This is a genomic window from Belliella filtrata, from assembly GCF_022549775.1.
Classification (GTDB): domain Bacteria; phylum Bacteroidota; class Bacteroidia; order Cytophagales; family Cyclobacteriaceae; genus Belliella; species Belliella filtrata.
Genome location: NZ_JAKZGP010000080.1, coordinates 1 through 18,409, shown reverse-complemented (window position 1 = coordinate 18,409; position 18,409 = coordinate 1). Strand labels below are relative to the sequence as shown.

Sequence of the window (18,409 nt, the reverse complement as noted above, 5' to 3'; positions counted from 1 at the left end):
GTTTTGCCGCCAGCTTCCTTCAGATTCCATCTCACAATGGACACCCTTGCTATTGGCTAGTGGTTGGCGATTACAAACCCCCACAGTGGACTTTCACCACCTAGTTAGTTACCATGCACGGCACACATAAAAAAAGCCCCAGTTACGGGGCTTTTGTATTATAGTCGTTTCGTCTACTTTACCTATAACGTAGTCTTATCTTAATGATGAGTAATGCTGAAAAATAAACTACAATAGACCAAAACAATATATTCAGGGGCAGAAAAAATAATGATACATCTACTATCAGCTTATCCCAAGCTATAGGAAAAGTCAAAGCAAAAACCATTACTTTCTTATACCAATTAGTATGGCCCCAGCTAACGAGGAATATCGACCCAAATATGGCAAGTATGGCGTAAACACCCATAAACCATAACGCTATTTTAAGTGCTAATTTATTCATCAATTTACCCCTCTTTTCATTAAGTCATCAGTAGCTCCTTGAATACGCTTATCGGCTTCTTTCCCCGGTCTTGCAAGGTCAAAATGCGCACCATCTATTCCTAAGTTCTGAAAAACTCCTTTCAAAAACTCCATTCCTTTAGGATCACTTAAAAAATCCCCTTCAATATCAACCCTGATAACATTACCGATGTTTTTATGGCCAGAAAGGTCTTGGTACAACTCAGAATCACTTGATATCGGACTTCCAATCAAAATCAGGTTATCAATCTTTTGGCCTTTATCTGCCAACCCCAAAGCAGCATGTGCCTGGACAACACTACCATAGCTATAACCAGCTAGGTTCAACTGTTCCCCTTCTGCCAATGGATTCGCTGCCAAATTAGCACTGATATCCCCAATGGCCTTATCAACCATTTTGCTTTGTTTTCGAGATGTGGTTACCATTCCCGAAGTTGAGGAAGCAAACCTGTCATACCGACTGGATCTAAATGAACTGCTAAACATCATATCTCCAACTGGCAAGCTCCCGGATCGGAGACGCTCGGGATTGTCATGCGACACATTCAGCCTTGTAAATCCTGTAATCCCAGAACGTTCAAAAGCCCTACCCCATCTATGCACATAATTCCAACCTATTTGGTCATTCCCTGCACCTGCCACAAAAAACACCCTTTTACCATCAGGGTCTATTGCGTTTATCGGCCTGTTCAGAACATAATTGTATGGGGAAAAACTGGAATATTCATGAGCAGCCGGATCGATCGAAATCCACCTCCCTATTGCGGGGTCGTACATTCTTGCCCCGTAGTCATAGAAATTAAGATTCAGGTCCGAGATCAGTTCCTTCCCGTTGTAGAGGTAATTCTGCCCCACCCCACTCGGTGCCGAATAGGAATTAAACGACATACCAAATGGATAGTAGTCATCCTTTTGGACTATGTTGCTGTTGGTATGGGTTACCTTGAAGTCATCAAAGAACACATCAACGGGAGTTGGATTCTCGTTGGAGAAGTAAATATACACATATCCTGGTTGCTGAATGGTGATTTGAGGAGATTTTAAATATTGATGGGGCACATTTGATCCTGTTTCCCTAGCAGCTGTAGTCACTGGAACAAAAGATGATGTCAATAACTGATAGTTTTGGTCAAAGACCAGGACATTCAGGTATGCCTTAGGCCCTGTGGAGTTGTCACTTCCATACCCCATCAAGCCTGCAAAGGGCATCGGGTTGGTTCCAGCCGTGGCTCCATCTATCACTACACTTGAGGCATTGTTTGCCAAATTGGTGATCAGCTGCGCAAAGGCTGACCCTGGGGTTCCTGTAGTACTCGGATCCAGGTATTTCACATAAACTTCCGCATCTATTTTATCTCCGGGCTTCACTGCAAGGGATTTCGCTAATCCATGCTTTGAATTCCCTACTCCTGTAAGTCTAACTGAAAATGAATTTCCAGATCCAGAAGTTCTGTTAAATATTGGGGCGTTTATTCTGGTAACTTCGCCGTACCTGCTGAAATAATTGTTCTCATAGGTACTTGAAGCATTCTCGAATGTTGCCAGATATTGATCTACATCATGCTGTGTCTTGAAAGTTGCCCTCACATTACCCAAGTGGTCTTTCAGGTGGTATTGGTACTCGTAGTTTTGGAATGTACCTGATGCATTTCTTTTGGCTACAACCCGACCTTCATTATGTTGTAAAAACTGTAATTTGTTGTCCTCATATACAAAGCCGCCTACATAATCCGAAACCTTGGTAGTTCCTCCATCTACCGTTTTCTGGGACAGCTTGCTGCCACTGGCATCGTAGGTGTATTCTATGTATTTGGATGCGCTGAAGGTTACCTTGCTTGGTAGATTCAGTGGGTTGTAAGTAATCGACGTAATGCCTTTGTTCCTATCAACTGTCATGTTGCCGTTGGGGTCATAGAGATACTCATCGGCTACATTTGCTCCGTCTTTGAAGCCTGAGCTTATCCCTGTGGCATCTGTCACCTTGCTAAGCTGATTGCCTTTGGCATAGGTATAGGTCAGGTTGTCTATCAGTTGATTTGGTGTGTCATTGTGATTCCCTCTACGCTGCAATGTTTTTATGTTTCCATTCAGGTCATAGCTTATCGCAGGAACATTGAAGTTCATGGTATTTCCTGAGGCATTGTTGCTATAAATAGCAGTTGTCAGCCTGTTCATTTGGTCATAGGTGTAAGCGTAGGAATTCTTCATAGACTCATATGGATTCTTCCATTCGGTCTGACCTATGTTACCATTGAATCTCCTATTGGCTGTAGGCGCATCGTTATATTTCAAATCCATTTCAAAAAGCTTCGGTGTAGCATCCGACAGGTTATTGATCCTGGTCAGCCAGCCCCGCATGTTGTAGGCATAATCTATGTCTTCATAGCCATTGGCCAGGTCCTTTTTGATCAACTCTCCCAGTTCATTGTATGTATTGTTTAAAAGCGTAATGGCTGTGGATCCGTTGATACTGTGTGTAACGGTCTTCAATCTGCCGGCATGGTCATAGCTGTAGTCCTGAGCGATAGCTGTGTTTTTGATATCCGCAGCGGGATTGTTGTGCTGCAGGTAGGTTTTCCTTACCCTACCCGCAAAATCATATTGCGTGGTGAGTACATCATTACCATTTTTGTAATTCACCATCCTGGATTGGATCAACCTATAGCGATCATCATAGAAGTTTACTGTTTCCACATATTGGTTTGTAGTTCCCAAGACCTTCACTTTAGTACCAGTGACTTGACCCTTGACGGTTAAAAATACAGCAGGAACTATCTTGCCTCCCGTGGTATTGAACTGACCTGAAGGAAGACTGAAAGTCGTGCTGGTAAACCTGTAGTCATCGTAATAAGTGATTGTATGGATATCAGCATCGGTTACTGAAGCAGGATAGGTAGTGTTGGCATATTTGGTGATTCCATTCCCGGTATAACTTTCCGATAAAACTGAATGGTTATGGACATTGCTTCTAATTGTTGTCAATGAAACGTTTGGAATAGATTTTTCTCCTGTAATGACAGGCCTGTTGAATGCATCGTATTTTGTAAAGCTCCATTTGTTGGGATATTGGTTACCGTCCTGACTCAACACCAACCTGTCAAGTTTATCATAAACCAAATATATTGGTCTGGCTCCAGGCACCTGCTTTTCTACCAGTCTATTCCTCCCATCATACTTATATTGAAATGCCCAGTTATCAAGGTGATCTTGGCTTGGCATTACACCATGCTGTTTAATCTCTACTCCTGCTGCTAGGGTTGTTCCAGGGCTAATGGTCACTGTCGCCGTAGGAATATAGGCTACTTTGTTACGGTTTGCACTTGGAATAGCATTGTAGTTAATATTCTCCGTTACTAGATAAAAACCAGCGGGGGTATTCAAATTGGTACTATTATAACCATGCTGCATTTCGGGAGGAAATACATAAGTCAAATTCCCAAAATCATCATAAACATAATAAGTATTTGCCCAAGTGCTTGCTGTCGCCTGCACTCTTTTAAGCACTACTCTATCTTGAAAATCTTTGAACTCAACTATTTTGTTTCCATCCTCATCAGTAGTGATCGTTTTATATAATGTACCAGGATTATAGTATCGATAGGCGATTGGACGGTTATTAGATATTTCCCATAAAAAGACATTATCTGCAGCGATATTAGTAAGGTAATCCATCTTCACAGGCTTGTTGCCACCACCATGGGCTGTTCTAGCCCAAGGCTGACCAGGGGAATGTGCTTCCACTACCCTGTTCAGTGGAGAGTTTTCATATACATTTTCGCTGAAGGCATAATTCCCTGAGGATCCTCCAAAGTGTGTGTTGTGAAAAGCCTTTTGTTCTGCTTCTCCAGCAGGACGAAAATCACCAGCTGCTGTACCGTTGTCTCTGGTGTATGGTAGAAATGATTTTGCTTGCCTGCCAAACCCATCATAGGTTATGGGAACGATTATATCTCTTCCCAAAGGTGAGGCTTGCTTCTGAACTTCTTGCTTCGGACGGCCTAGGCCATCGTAGTAAGTAAAGTGTTTCTGCGAGGTGGTATTTCCCCCTGTCTTCAAGGTAGATTCACTTGTAGTTGGGACTAAGGCTGTATATCTTTTGACGTAGTTTTGGCCATTTCCTGAGGTTTGGGAAAAAGATTTCGAAACAATGACGGTTGAAAAAAGAACCGTTGTTAGGAGAATAATGTAGTGAAGAGTTTTCATGATCCCGCTAGCTTAAGGCTGATTTGAATAATTATACTCGAATGTTTCCAAAACATTTCGATCCTTGTCCCTAATATTCAAAAGACGACCAAAGGAATCGTATTCGTAATAGGATGTAACACCATTGGGATCTGTCTGACTGGTCATACCGATCAAAGGATCATAGGTGTAAGTGGTCATCATCGCATCGGCTGGATGTAACCGAAGTTCATCCACATAAATACCAGAACCACTTACCGATACAGAAGAAGATGTCACCGTTCTTTGTATCAGTTTCCATTCTGTTGTCAGATTTTCTGTCTGCCCCATAAAAGTCCAATTACCTGTACCAGAAGCCTGTCTTGCCCAAAAAGTAAGAAGAAAGGGTTTGCTACTACTTGCTCCAGTTGAACTTTTTGTAATGTTTCCTGTACCTAGATTATAATACTTCCTTCCAGTTCGTGATATTGAACTTGTTACTGGTGTCCCTGAATATGTCCAACCTCCTTTTTCTTCAGTTTCAAAGGAAGTATAGCTTGATTGGTTTGCATCTGCATTTATAATCTTTGCAACTGGTTTTTGATTGTTATAACTCCAAATTATTGAATTGACAACTTGATCATTTTTCAACTTATATTCTGTCAATAAATCCTTTTTATTATACTGAATAAAAAGATCATCAATCTCAAAACTATTTGTAAGAACATTCAAACTTTTTTTATTTTTTAATACTATTTGACCAGAATTTGAATTTATGCCATACCCAAAAATCTGCCCATTAATTTTTTTATCATTAAAAAACTCCTCTTTTAAAATAATTGGGTTTAAAATGTTATCATTTATCATTTTATTATAATCCGATGAAGTCATACCAGTACCAGAAGGATGGTCAGCTGAATATGAATTTTTAATTAAATAATTATGTCCTTTACTAGATCTTTTCTGAATTTTTGTGACAAGTTTATGCTGAGGGTTTCCATACTCATACCTTAAGGTGTCAGAAATCATTAATACGCCATCATTGTTATATTCATTAACAATTTCTGAGTCTAAATGAAACCAATCAGAATGGATATTGTAGGTCCCAAAAAACACTGGTAAACTTGAAAATGGAAATCTTCCAATTTGAGGGTCAATCCAGTCATTATAACTTCTATGTAATTTTATTGCTCTTAAAGTTTTTGCTTGGGTCGGATTTTTTTTATAAGAATACAGTTTTTCTTTAACCAAATTATTACTTGAACTAAATACCTGGACTTTAGTCAATTGACCATTGGTTGTTTGTTTAGTATATGGGATGTTAGGAATTAACAAGGAAGGTTTTGAATCTTCTGTATTCTTATAAAAATATACAGTTTTCCCTAGGTTTAAGTTATTTTTATCTTGGATTGACTCAGTAACAATCCCATATCCAATTGCACTACCTTGAGCTGAGCTTCCAAGAGGTATAATACTAGAAGATGAACTGACGATGTTTTTTAGTGGTGGAAAAGAAGAAGCATAATTTATTGAATTTAAATAACAACAAGGTTGAAAATATGATCCTGTCAAAGCATTATATATCAAGTCTGTTTCGTTGTGGAAATTTTGAAGGGGAGTCAACATTCTTCCAGAAGATAAATTACCTTCTGTATAACTGTACACTTTTTTATGAAGCATATCTATTCCATTTGAATCAAAGTTTTCAATTGATTTAATCCTCAGTCCTGGTCCAATCTTTTTTGTTGTTTGAATTAGCTGATCATATTTTGCTTCTAAACTTAAAGACAGGTAGAATTGTCCTCCATTGTCAACTTTAATTTTGTAGGTTCCAGCTGATAATAAAACACAAACATCTGCGACCATTTGGTCTACATTATTGTTACCACCTGGAATGCCATCCATTTGAAAATCCGATGGTAAAAATCTAAGTATCCTTGAACCATCTATTTTTTCTAATACGGCAGTCATATTATTCATGACATTCAAATTATTTGGGTCATGCTGATAGTAATGATTAACTAAATTAAAGCTTAAAAAAACAAACGTATCTTTATATAGAGTAAACGATTTTTCTGTAGTCCCAGAATGAACTAAGTGGTTTACAGAAAACTCATCATCTATAGGATCAATATAATTGTAATAATCATTAGATTCATATACAAATTTTGTGAATCCGCCTGTGGGATACTCTATTGATTCTAATACTGCTGCTTTAGCATTCTGAGGATGAGGGTTTCTATTTGCTCCAATCATATAAATATTTAAACCATTATTAGTATAATTGAATTTCGGTGTAAACCTTGGCTTACTAGTTGTAATTATTTGATTCACTACATGCTGAGTTGATTCATTAGGTCTATTTAAAAACTTATATCCTTTTATCGACTGATTATCAGACCCATTAAAATATCCCCAATGATCAATTGAAAATGAGTTCTTTTTAGGTAACTCTATATTATTGTAATTAAAAACATATGGAGTTTTTTCAATTAACGCTCCTCCTTCATTAAAAGCTTCTTTTACACTATTAAGTTTAAGCCTTAAAAAGTCCGTTTTATCAGGTGCACTTAATTTATCAGAACGGAAATATCCATATGAAAATGATACCTTCTTGATTAAAACATTATTTTTTGTAAAAACCGAAAAATTATCTAGAAATGGCACTTTAATATTAGTACTGGAAATAGACCACTTTTCCCTATCTAACCTTTCTGTTGTATTTGAGTTAAATAAAATATAACCATCTGGAAATTCAATTCTTGTAAGGTAAGGTTCGTTGACCAAGCTTTGAGTCGCAAAGTAGGTGCTAAAACCATCTTGATCCGTTGCTGAAATTCCATAGCCAGAGTTTATATATAAACTACTTGGCCTGTTAGAGTTTTCTCCTATAAAAACCGGGCTTTTAATCCATCGTCCGGTTTCTTCATAGTGAAAGATTATTTGATCTCCATTAGGAATGATAACTTTATCAATATACCATGCAGTTACGATATCTGGAGATTGAGTTCCATTAGGTGAAACATTAATAGAGTATGAAACAGTTTCGTTAGAAACTGATCTGGTAATTTCAGTTTTTTTAAAATAATATTTTATCCCGTTACCGTCAATTACTTCCCATTCCTTAGTATTTAAGTCAAAAACAAACCTCATATTATTTTGATCTACTACTGTTCCTGTTACTTTGGTCCCATTTTGTTTGTCAAAGTGTAATTTTCCAGAGTAGCCAAAAAAATTAAAATAAAAATCATCTGGTTGGAGATCATATAGATTTTTCTCCGCCAGCTCTAACTTAGAAAATTCATTTGGGAAATTAGGTTCATATGAAAAGACAACTTCGTTAGATGTAAATGGATCAATCTGTGTTCTTTTTAAATTAACATTTAACTGATACTCACTAGGAAGCTCTGGAGTTTTAATGTATCCACGGTATAAATCAAAATCATCTATTCCATTAATTTGTCGAGTTATAACACCATTAGCACCTGATAAAGACCAACCCAAACCTACCCAACCTGCATCTTGAGATACTTTTATTCCTGATGAATGATAAGTAAGATTAATTGGTAAAGTAATTTTTCCAGCCTCTATTGAATACAATGGGATTGAAATTGATGGAATGCCTGTATAATTACTAACTGGAATATCTCCGTAAATTGCAAGCTGTGATGACGTTGGAGATGGAATAACAGGTATATAGTGACTTATAACTCCTTGACCTAAACTTTCTAAGGAAATACAAATGAACAATATTAAATATAATTTCTTTTTCATTTTATTCACGAACTTGATAACTAATAGTTTTTTAACTGAACTATACAAACACTCTAAATTCCTTATCTTGAATTACTTACTTCAAACCCCACTCTAAAGACCCAAGGACTGTTGTACATTGGATTTTCCCTGTAATGAAAATTATAGAGCAAGAGCACTTGACCATAAGACTTTCCTTTGAGTCGAAAGCGCTTCTGTAATCCCCCCAAGAAACTGCCATACCATATATTATCCAGCTGTCTATCTTTTGTCATTAGGGTATTGGACAAACTTTCATACTCTCCATGCACATATAGACTCTTAAAAACCTTTTGATTCACAAACCCACGGTATCCTAACACATTTGGCTGTTTGATGGCATTTGGAAGATCTTTGGTTTGCACATTCAACCTGTAAGTTCCTCCCAATCCAAACTCTAAATCCTTTTTCATTCTGTAGGAGATTTCTGGATTCAAATCTAGGTTTGTGCTTCTATCTACATGTAGCTGGAGCGTACCACCATACACTAATCTATTCCTAATGGGCTCACCCTTGAGTGAATTGATTTTCGTAGCAGTCGACAGGTCTTCAGCGTCTAAAACTTCACTGTATTTCTTCTTTAAAACTGCCACTTTCTCTTGTGCAGCCTGTAAAACCTGTTCTTTTCCTGCAAAATGATCCACAGCCTGTGCCTCAGAGAGCAGAAGTAGTCCTTGGTCGTCAAAGTTACCTTTCAATTGAGCGTGTTTATTTTGGAATTTTTGCAATTCTTTGTTTTGGAAGCCACCCGGTAGTTCAGGCATTTTATCATTTACAATTTCACCTGTGATAGCCTCAAGCTTACTTTCATATGCTCCGCTTAGCTCCTCTTTTTTTTGTTTTACTCTGAAATTGATCTCATCCCTGTCTAGAGAGTCTATGGTCGAAAGACTATCTTTATATTCCTTAATGATCCTTCTATGGGAAGCTATTTGACCTTCCAGCGCTTCATACTTCGAAAAGTATCCCCTACCTTCCAGCCTTTCCTTAGTCCTTAGTATCGATTGGTTCTTCAAATTAAGTTCAGCTTTGTCCCAAGAAGCGATTTGCTCAAGGCTATAAAGGCTATCTGCAAAAACAAATTGTTCTTCTCTGAGTCTAATCAGCCGTTTGATAGAGTCTGTTGAAATCACATTTTTTAAACTATCATAATTCCCTAAGCTGTCTTTCTTTGCATGGTATTGCTTTTTCCTATCTTTTACATATTTCTTATATTCCCTCTGGACCTGACGGTACTCTTGTTTCATTTTATCAGTCTTTACACCAGCTTGTTTGATGCGCCCATCAAACAGCTTCACATCGTAATGCTGAGCTTGAACACTGAGGCTGCTGATCAAAAACGATATCAAGAGAATGGCCTTTTTCAATGCTTGTTGGTTTTACAATTGTTTGTATGATTTCCTATAGCTTATATTAATTATTTCAGTCTGGTTTGGAAGACTTTTCATACAATCGGTCGAGTTCGATCTGCTGATTTTTAATTAATTCAGTTTGTGATTCGATCAGTTTCTGTTGTTGGATCAGGTAAAGGGTTACCTCCTCCACCTTCTCCAACAGCTTCTGATTCAGCTCCAGAATATTCACCCCTTCTTCTTCATAGACCTTGGCCGACTTCAATCCTGGCAGATGCCCATATTCCCCAATAAAGGCATCAACTTCTTCCAATGGGATCAATTCATAGTCTTTTCCAAAAACATAATCTGGCCAGTTGGTCGCTTCCAGTTTTACTTCCTTGGCACGGATGGTGCCGTTGACTTCGAGGCGGTGGGTAGGTGAATTTGTGCCAATTCCAATATAGCCAAGTTGGTTGGCCATTAATGAAGCACCAGAAACAGAACCGTCCCCATAGACCAATGCATTGCTCAAATTATTTCCTATAAACGCATCATCAATAAGCCATGTAGCTATAACTGCTCTTTCAGCATTGGAATTATTGGATTGCATCACTTCATAAGCAATTTGATTTGGTTCAGTATTAGGGCCTGAAGTACCAGAACCTCTAAAAATTGCCGAATATGGCCTTCTATTGCCTGATAAAGAACCAGACCCTAATTTGTATAAACCTAACCTTCTAGCTGCAATTCTAAGGTTATTAGTAACATTAAGCTCCCATGCATCGTAAGAAGATAAAATTCCAATTTGACCTCTTTGTAAATTATTTAGAGAAATTGCAAGATCATTTGATGCCTGAGAGCTCCCATAAGTATCATATCTTACAGTCGAAACGTGCTGATGTGTAGCAGCATTTAAAATTGTTAAACACAAACCTCTTCCAGTGTGAGGAACTCCTATAGATTGTCCATTTAATTTTACTTCACGGTTCCCATTAAAATTAGCGCCTGTACCCTTTATGTAGACAGAAGTTTGTCCGATGGATATCAAATAAATCAGAAAGTACAAAAATGTTAAAATAGCCCTTTTCATCTCAAATAATTATTTTTGTTTTAATGTTATAATTTCATCTTTGAGTTGAATAACATATAATGTCAACTCCTCCACTTTTTCCAGTAACTTTTGATTCATTTCAAGTACATTCACCCCCTCCTGTTCATAATCCTTTGCAGGCTTTAAACCTGGTAGATGTCCATTTTGATCTATATAAGATTTGACTACCTCCAATGGCATCAATTCGAAGTCATTTTGAAAAACATAGTCTGGCCAGTTGGTCGCTTCCAGTTTGACCTCCTTGGCTCGAATGGAGCCGTTCACTTCAAGTTTATGAGTTGGAAGAACGATACCTATTCCGACATTGCCATTTCCATATAGGGTCAATACCGTTTGCTGATCCAGAAAAGGGGAATCACCACCACTATGAACCCTAAACTGCAAAAAGTTTGAACTGGCTATTCCTGTATGGTTTGAATAGATGGAGTGGTAGCGGATATCTGAATCAGACCTACCTAATCTTAATTGTTCTGCTTCTGAATTATGTGTTGGGGCTGACCGCAAATACGTAGTCCCAACTACATCAAATTTTGATATTGGATTTGTAGTACCTATACCAACATTACCGTTATTAAGCAATCTCATGAGACTTTTATCTCCAAGGGTTTGGATATCAAAACCTCCTCCTGCACCATCCCCATTCCCTCCAACACGGATCCTTGCCACATTGTCTTTCCATCCCAAAAAACTAGTAGCCTGAATATTATTGGGGTTTGCTGCTAATATGTTTGAATTAGATCTAAAGGAACCATTTAGATCCAGCTTGTGTGATGGAGAAGTTGTCCCAATGCCAACATTTCCTGTAGAAGGAAAGGTATTTGTTTGTCCAAAAAGAAAGTTGTGAGAAAACAATGTCATCAGACAAATTAACATGTATACTTTCATCATATTTTTTCTTTTATAAATGCTCTTAATAATTCTAGTTCGGATTCGATACGCACCAATTTTTCTTCCTGTGTAATAGTATAAAGCGTTAGCTCTTCTATTTTTTCAAGCAGCTTCTGGTTCATCTCCAACATGTTTACTCCTTCCTCATCATATTCCTTAGCTGACTTCAAACTAGGCAAATGTCCTTTCCGAACTATAAAGGATTTAACTTCTTCCAACGGCATTAACTGATAATCTCTTTCAAATACATAATCTGGCCAGTTGGTGGCTTCTAGTTTCACCTCCTTGGCTCGAATGGTGCCGTTAACTTCGAGGCTGTGGGTAGGAGAATTTGTACCAATTCCAACATTTCCTACCTGATTATACCTTACTAACAAGCCGTCGTAAGCCCTAGCTCCTTCAGGATGTATATAAAAAAGTTCACTCAACTGCATCTTACCACCAGATCCTGAAGCTTTGTAAAAAGTAAACCTAATTTTACTGCAAACACCACCAGGAGCCCTGACCATATAATGTTTTTGGGTATAATTATCAACAAACGCTACCTCCACCCAAGCATTTAAACCTTGATCAGAATTAAAAATTTCTATCTTAAATTTGGTTGGAAACCATACCCTACTACTCCAACCAATCCAAGCACCTTGTTGTGTATGCCAATTTGGCAAACCTTCTATTAATATCACAGTAGGATCATTTTCATTGACACTTTCTATTGTAGTAGATGGATTAAAACTCCCATCAAACATTGCCTGAAGAGATACTGTAGCTGCTCCTTGCTGGGATACTGTATATCTATTATTTGCATAAAAAAGCATATTTTTCTCCAAACTACCAGTTGAAATATTAGAAGGAATGACCACCGATGAAGATTGGGCATGCACAATATCAACTTTGGACGATATCAGTAATATCATAATCCAAAAAAGAACTTTTTCACATGTCTTATACTCTATATTTCTCATACTTTACTTAGCTTCTAAATTAGATCTGCTTAATTTTTCAATCATTACTTCCAAGTATTCCAACCTTTTTTTCATTGAACCGATTTCCTCCTCCTTTTTTATCAAATGCAAGGTTACCTCCTCCACCTTCTCCAGAAGCTTCTGGTTCAGTTCCAGCATATTCACCCCTTGCTCTTCATATTCTTTAGCTGACTTCAATCCTGGTAGATGTCCCTCTCTGTCAATAAAAAACTTTACTTCTTCCAATGGCATCAGCACGTAGTCTTTTCCAAACACATAATCTGGCCAGTTGATGGCTTCCAGTTTTACTTCCTTAGCTCGGATGGTGCCGTTGACTTCGAGTTTGTTAGAGGGGACAGTGGTTCCGATGCCAAGGTTTCCCATGATTGCACTGTTTCCTCCACGGACATGTAGTGGATAGTTCAACACAGTACCGGAGACTTTCGCATATTGATCAATTTCAGACTTAATGTTATATGAAGCACTACCATTGGGAGTCATATAAGGCAATGAATTCTGAATACCATCATAAACTGTTGGTGAGACAGGAGCATTGGCATCAAAATAATAAGTTGTACCTCCACCGCGGAGCCAAATTATTATTCTCCTACTGCTATTATCTACCGAAGCATCATGCCAGCCACCAACGAATCCCCAAGTTGGCGAGTTACCAGAAGCACTATTAATAATATGTGCATCTATAAAATGGGCTTGATTCCCCCAACTTGTAGTATGAAATTTAAATGTTGCGATCATAGATCACCTCCACTGGTTATTAGCATGAATAGAGGACCGTCCAAGGTTTAACTCTGTATGTTTATTTGATGCCCAAGCACCGTCATACCAAGTAACAGGATAAAAACTGTTGATATCCCCACCGACTGAAAAGTAACCTGTTTGCTGGGCATTAGACTGGCTAAAACTGAAAAGGTTAAAGACTAAAATAATTGTAAGGAATCCACTAAATATTCTTTCCATAAATTTAATTCACATTGTTTTTACACTCAATTTTTTTTCAAGCAAACCTATTCTCTTTTCTTGTTCCAATAAATACAAAGTCAGCTCTTCCATTTTTTCTAATAACAGTTGGTTTAATTCAAGCATATTAACACCATCCTCGCCATACTGCTTTGCAGATTTCAAACCAGGTAAATGACCTTTCTGGGTTATAAAGGACTTTAACTCTTCTAAAGATCTCAATTCATAATTATCCGAAAAAACATAATCAGGCCAATTGGTCGCTTCTAATTTAACCTCTCTTGCACGAATTGTACCGTTTACTTCAAGTTTATTGGTGGGGTGAGTAGTTCCTATCCCCACATTTCCATTAGTAGCAATACGCATTCTTTCTGTTCCATTATTTGATGTAAATGTCAAAAAACCACCTATTGTTGATTCACCTCTTAAAAACCTGATACCTGCATTATTTAATCCATTGTAGTTGAGGTTGAACTCTCCAACTATTGTTCCTGAGGAGTTAGAAGTTCTATCTTGCCAATAGCCAACTTTAAAATTCGGATCAGCTCCTTTACCTAAGATTACTGACTGACCAGTTGAACTAATATCTAAGTGAAGTAATGTCGATGGATTCAAAGTCCCAATTCCAACATTACCAGAGCTTGGAAAAATGTTATTCTGAGCAAATAAAAACCTGAAAGGTAAAATCATCAAAAAGAATAGAGGAAGCATATGTTGTTTTTTCATAGTTCTTAATTTAGACTTTTCTTGATCAATAATATTTCCTTTTCTAATTCTTTCAATTGAATAATTTCCGACTTTAGCAAATTTATTTCTGCATCTTTTGCTATCATATGAAGCATAATTTCTTCAATTTTTTCTAAAAGCTTTTGGTTTAGTTCTAAGATTTTCACGCCTTCTTCATTATAATAATCAGCAGTTTGAAACCCAGGTAAATGACCATTTTGGTCAATGAATCTTTTCACATCTGGCAAAGACATTAACTCATACGACAAACTAAAAACATAATCTGGCCAGTTTGTAGCTTCAAGCTTTAATTCTTTAGCTCTAATATTCCCATTAACTTCAAGTCGGTTTGATTTTGGATCAGAACCTATACCTAAATTACCCATAATCAAACTATTACCTCCTCTTACATAAAATGGGTGGTTAAAAACATTTCCTGAACCTTTCGCATATTGCTCAATTGAATTCTTTATATCAAAAGTTGAGGTCAAATTTGGTGTACTATATGGCAAAGAGTTTTGTACCCCATCATAAACATTTGGTGAAACATTTGAGTTGGCATTGTAAAAATATGTTGTATTCCCTCCTCTAAGCCAAATTAAAATTCTTTTTCCGTTATTGTTACCAGAAACATCAGTCCAACCAGCTATAAAATTTGACGAGTTGTTATATACAGGTGTACTCTTTACGATATGTGCATCAATAAAATTTGCTTCATGTCCCCAATTTGTTGTATGAAATCTAAAGTTGGCTATTATAGCACCTCTCCACTGACTGTTAGTATGTCCAGAAGATCTTCCAATTTGCAATTCAGTTGCAATATTTGAATCCCATGCTCCATCAAACCATGTAACAGGATAAAAAGTATCTAAATTTCCCCCTACTACAAAACTACCACTAATTTGCGCAATAGTAATATTAGAATTAATGAAAGAAGCTAACAAAAAAATAAAAAGGCTACTTAAATTTTTCATAAACTAAGGTGTTAATGTTTCTATCTTTCCTAAATTTTATATTACAATATGAGTATTCGCAATGTTACACGTGGTATATGAAGTAGTTTTATTAAGCTGTGATTCCCCATCATTAGGGAACAATACCCGTCAGAATATCAAATTTCTAATCAAAATAATCTACTAAATGGCTATGAGCAATAAAGTGGATAGTGATATAATTATAAATACACAGTTTTTTTAAAATGATATGTTCCCTAATTTCTAATACAAATAATATCATTAATAGAAAGAAAAGATTAATTTTTTAATATTCATTTTTGAGATATTGATTTATGTAAAAATCTCAATAGTGAATCATCTTGAACAACATCTTGCTTACTAAATCAATCTCATAAGTTAATGAGTAGAATTTGTAACATATCAGTTCCACCAAAAGATATTTTCACAAATTTTAATAAATAAATAGATATAAACAATACCTAGTTTTCGGTATTGTTTATATCAGATATTAATCGTATCTATCTGAATTTTAATAGTCTAATCATACTTATTTTCAAATACATAAAACTGTTTAATGAATTAATAAAAAATCACTTGATTTATACCGATTTAATACTACCAAATTTAATTTCATCTAAATACTTAAAAAAATAGAATATTTCTTTTGTCAAATTTTATTTTAATGAAAATTCAAGTTCTATATCTAAAAACATGACCATAGCAACATACTATTTCTATGGAAAACTAAAAAAATCAAATGATAATATAATGCCTAGATTGGATTTTAAATTTCAAATTAAAATAACCGTTAACCTTCGTATCTCTTAGAAGTCGAAACAATTTTCCCTAATTAGAAAAAAATATTAATAGAAATTTCCATAATTCTAATTTTAAACATTCATCTGTTTATTAATATCATTAATTTGATTTTGACTTCTGTCTAATAGGAGGTAAAAAGTTCAAAATTTTTTATTCTCCTTGTTAATTGAAAGTAAAACTTCTGAGCTTCACTTGAAAATCATTACGACTCTTGCCGAGCTTTTTTCGGGAGAATACTTAACTGAGAGCTGAATTCTCATTAGAGAAAGCCTGTGCGCCTTTGGCGTATAAATATACGCCCACCGCAAGCCCGGTTCTCCGTCATCCCACCCGCAAGCATGAAAAATAGTTTGAGGAAATAAAACCAGAGATAGATTGGAAATTTAGTACTGATACTCGTAGTTCTGGAATGTACCTGAAGCATTTTTCCTTGGCTACTCCTTCTCGCAATCTGGCTCAAGCCAACAGTCCACTGGAATGTTTCTTAACGGCTTACCCGCCGCATTATGGTACAAGAATTGTAGTTGGTTGTCCTTTTAAACAAATCCACCCACATAATCTGATATTTTGATAGTTCCTCCATCTACCAATTTTTGGAAGGGTTTGCTGCCACTAGCATCGTAGGTATATTCTATTTATTTGGATACAATGAAGGTTACCTAACCAGGCAGGTTGAGGGAACTGATGGTTCTAAAAGATTAAAGTTTTTCATTTTTCAATAAAAACTCCTGCCTCTTTAATCTTTTTTAATGTTATAGATTTAAAATCTTGAAATTAACAGGACACCAATAAAACAAATAATAATTGGGACCTTGTTAAATAGTATTGCCCTAAAACATCTTCAGTTTAGGTTTTAATAGAATTATCAAGATAGTTCTGCATTTTCATTTCTGATCTCTTATGGTACGTTTCCAAGTTTTTCTTTAAATTATTAGTGGCAACATGAACCCATTTAAAATTGAAATAGCCTACATCTGTTCCAGTGTTTTTTGTTTCATTTGTTTTTCAACATAGAAATTTCTATTTGAAGTTCCTCAATTTTCTGACTAGCTGATTTCAATTCCCTATTTTGTTTTATAAGATATATAGTCAATTCTTCTATCTTCTGAAGTAATTTAACATTCATTTCTCCTAAGTTAATTCCATTATTTAATACTTCTTCTTCATCAGGAATATCTGGAAGATGACCATTTTTCTCAATATATTTCTCAACTTCTTCAAGTGGGAGAAGATGGTAATCCTTTTCAAAAACAAAATCAGACCAACTAAAAGCCTCAACTATGACCTCTCTAGCTCCAATTGAACCATCAACTGCTAGTTTATGTGAGCCAGTGAAAGTCGTCCCAATACCTACACTGCCAGAAGTTTGAAGTGATAATAATGGAGCAGAAAATGATGTACCGTTAATTGATGGATGAATTCTCAATGAATAGTTTTCGGAAGAACCTCTCGTAGAAATTGACCAAGAAAATCTATTATTATTTTTAAAAATAAAATCAGTTGGATTATCAGTTGAAGACTCCAAAAATATTGTTCCCCTATTGGAGATATCTTTAACAACCAAAGTTGGGTAAATGCTATGAATTGCCCCAGAAGATTGTACTTCTAGTTTAGATTGAGGACTTGACGTTCCAATTCCAAAATTTCCGCCTTTTAATATAGTGATTCTTGGGGTAAAGTTTCCATTTAGAGCAGGCCCTTCATAGATGCTAAACTCCCCTTGACTTTGACCTCTATCACTTAAAACCCATCTCACATTGGAGTCATTTCTACCATTGCTACCAAAAAATATCTCTGATGCTGCGTTGGAGCCCACCGAATGTAAATGCAATTCGGCTCTATTAGCTGTTCGCATAGAGTGACCTAATTTAATTAAATTCGATACTGTAATATCACCCATTACCTCAAGATTATTGTCTATTCGTTCTTGAGCATAACAATTTCCAAAAAACATAAAAATAATTACCAATAAATTTATAAAATACTTCATAATTCTAATTTTGAATATTTAATCTTTTTATAATGATTATTAATTTGATTTCTTTTCCAAATAGAGGTGAAAAATTCGAAATTCTTATTTTTTTCTTGTTCCTAGATTCAATCAATAAATGCAACACTAAAGGTTTAAGGAAAGGAACCTAGGTTCCTTTCCTTAGGCTGAAATTAATAAATTAGTGTTGTCATGAATAAATTTAAACATCTCAGCCCAGAACAAAG

At 36.2% G+C, this 18,409-nt stretch carries 11 protein-coding genes and 1 pseudogene; all 12 read right to left on the bottom strand.

The features are described from left to right. Window positions 1-444: 444 nt before the first annotated feature. A complete protein-coding gene (locus tag MM239_RS19065) occupies window positions 445-4,668 on the bottom strand; it encodes a DUF6443 domain-containing protein (protein ID WP_241349924.1) in 4,224 nt (1,407 codons plus the stop codon). Between the two features lie 12 nt (window positions 4,669-4,680). Further along, entirely contained in the window at window positions 4,681-8,400 is a 3,720-nt protein-coding gene (locus tag MM239_RS19060) for an RHS repeat domain-containing protein (protein WP_241349923.1), read from the bottom strand. Window positions 8,401-8,462: 62 nt separating this feature from the next. Next, complete coding sequence (locus MM239_RS19055; protein WP_241349922.1) at window positions 8,463-9,785, bottom strand: hypothetical protein; 1,323 nt, start codon at window positions 9,783-9,785, stop codon at window positions 8,463-8,465. Window positions 9,786-9,840: 55 nt separating this feature from the next. Beyond that, window positions 9,841-10,842, bottom strand: coding sequence for an interleukin-like EMT inducer domain-containing protein (locus MM239_RS19050; protein WP_241349921.1), 1,002 nt, complete (start codon window positions 10,840-10,842; stop codon window positions 9,841-9,843). Window positions 10,843-10,851: 9 nt separating this feature from the next. After that, a complete protein-coding gene (locus MM239_RS19045) occupies window positions 10,852-11,751 on the bottom strand; it encodes a hypothetical protein (RefSeq protein ID WP_241349920.1) in 900 nt (299 codons plus the stop codon). Beyond that, the gene (locus tag MM239_RS19040; RefSeq protein WP_241349919.1) at window positions 11,748-12,713 is read right to left on the bottom strand and encodes a hypothetical protein; all 966 of its coding nucleotides are present in this window, start codon (window positions 12,711-12,713) and stop codon (window positions 11,748-11,750) included. Before MM239_RS19040 ends, MM239_RS19045 begins: the two co-directional genes overlap by 4 nt. A 3-nt stretch (window positions 12,714-12,716) precedes the next feature. Continuing rightward, window positions 12,717-13,469 carry a hypothetical protein gene (locus MM239_RS19035; RefSeq protein ID WP_241349918.1) on the bottom strand — a complete coding sequence of 251 codons (753 nt, stop codon included), beginning with the start codon at window positions 13,467-13,469 and terminating at the stop codon, window positions 12,717-12,719. 3 nt (window positions 13,470-13,472) lie between these two features. Further along, window positions 13,473-13,691, bottom strand: coding sequence for a hypothetical protein (locus tag MM239_RS19030; RefSeq protein WP_241349917.1), 219 nt, complete (start codon window positions 13,689-13,691; stop codon window positions 13,473-13,475). Window positions 13,692-13,700: 9 nt separating this feature from the next. Beyond that, window positions 13,701-14,417 (bottom strand): hypothetical protein, encoded by a 717-nt coding sequence (locus MM239_RS19025; RefSeq protein ID WP_241349916.1) that lies wholly within the window; start codon window positions 14,415-14,417, stop codon window positions 13,701-13,703. Between the two features lie 5 nt (window positions 14,418-14,422). Beyond that, on the bottom strand, window positions 14,423-15,391 hold the full coding sequence (locus MM239_RS19020; protein WP_241349915.1) for a hypothetical protein: 969 nt from the start codon (window positions 15,389-15,391) through the stop codon (window positions 14,423-14,425). 1,665 nt (window positions 15,392-17,056) lie between these two features. Beyond that, window positions 17,057-17,176: pseudogene (locus tag MM239_RS21260) on the bottom strand (IS1595 family transposase); the annotation flags it as partial. 10 nt (window positions 17,177-17,186) lie between these two features. Continuing rightward, window positions 17,187-18,182: a hypothetical protein gene (locus tag MM239_RS19015; protein WP_241349914.1), complete on the bottom strand. Its 996-nt coding sequence runs from the start codon at window positions 18,180-18,182 to the stop codon at window positions 17,187-17,189. Between the last annotated feature and the right edge of the window lie 227 nt (window positions 18,183-18,409).

Coding starts and splice junctions, on each gene's coding strand:
- MM239_RS19065 (WP_241349924.1), bottom strand. CDS start 4,668: ATGAAAACTCTTCACTACATTATTCTCCTAACAACGGTTCTTTTTTCA.
- MM239_RS19025 (WP_241349916.1), bottom strand. CDS start 14,417: ATGAAAAAACAACATATGCTTCCTCTATTCTTTTTGATGATTTTACCT.
- MM239_RS19035 (WP_241349918.1), bottom strand. CDS start 13,469: ATGATCGCAACATTTAAATTTCATACTACAAGTTGGGGGAATCAAGCC.
- MM239_RS19050 (WP_241349921.1), bottom strand. CDS start 10,842: ATGAAAAGGGCTATTTTAACATTTTTGTACTTTCTGATTTATTTGATA.
- MM239_RS19040 (WP_241349919.1), bottom strand. CDS start 12,713: ATGAGAAATATAGAGTATAAGACATGTGAAAAAGTTCTTTTTTGGATT.
- MM239_RS19015 (WP_241349914.1), bottom strand. CDS start 18,182: ATGAAGTATTTTATAAATTTATTGGTAATTATTTTTATGTTTTTTGGA.
- MM239_RS19020 (WP_241349915.1), bottom strand. CDS start 15,391: ATGAAAAATTTAAGTAGCCTTTTTATTTTTTTGTTAGCTTCTTTCATT.
- MM239_RS19030 (WP_241349917.1), bottom strand. CDS start 13,691: ATGGAAAGAATATTTAGTGGATTCCTTACAATTATTTTAGTCTTTAAC.
- MM239_RS19060 (WP_241349923.1), bottom strand. CDS start 8,400: ATGAAAAAGAAATTATATTTAATATTGTTCATTTGTATTTCCTTAGAA.
- MM239_RS19045 (WP_241349920.1), bottom strand. CDS start 11,751: ATGATGAAAGTATACATGTTAATTTGTCTGATGACATTGTTTTCTCAC.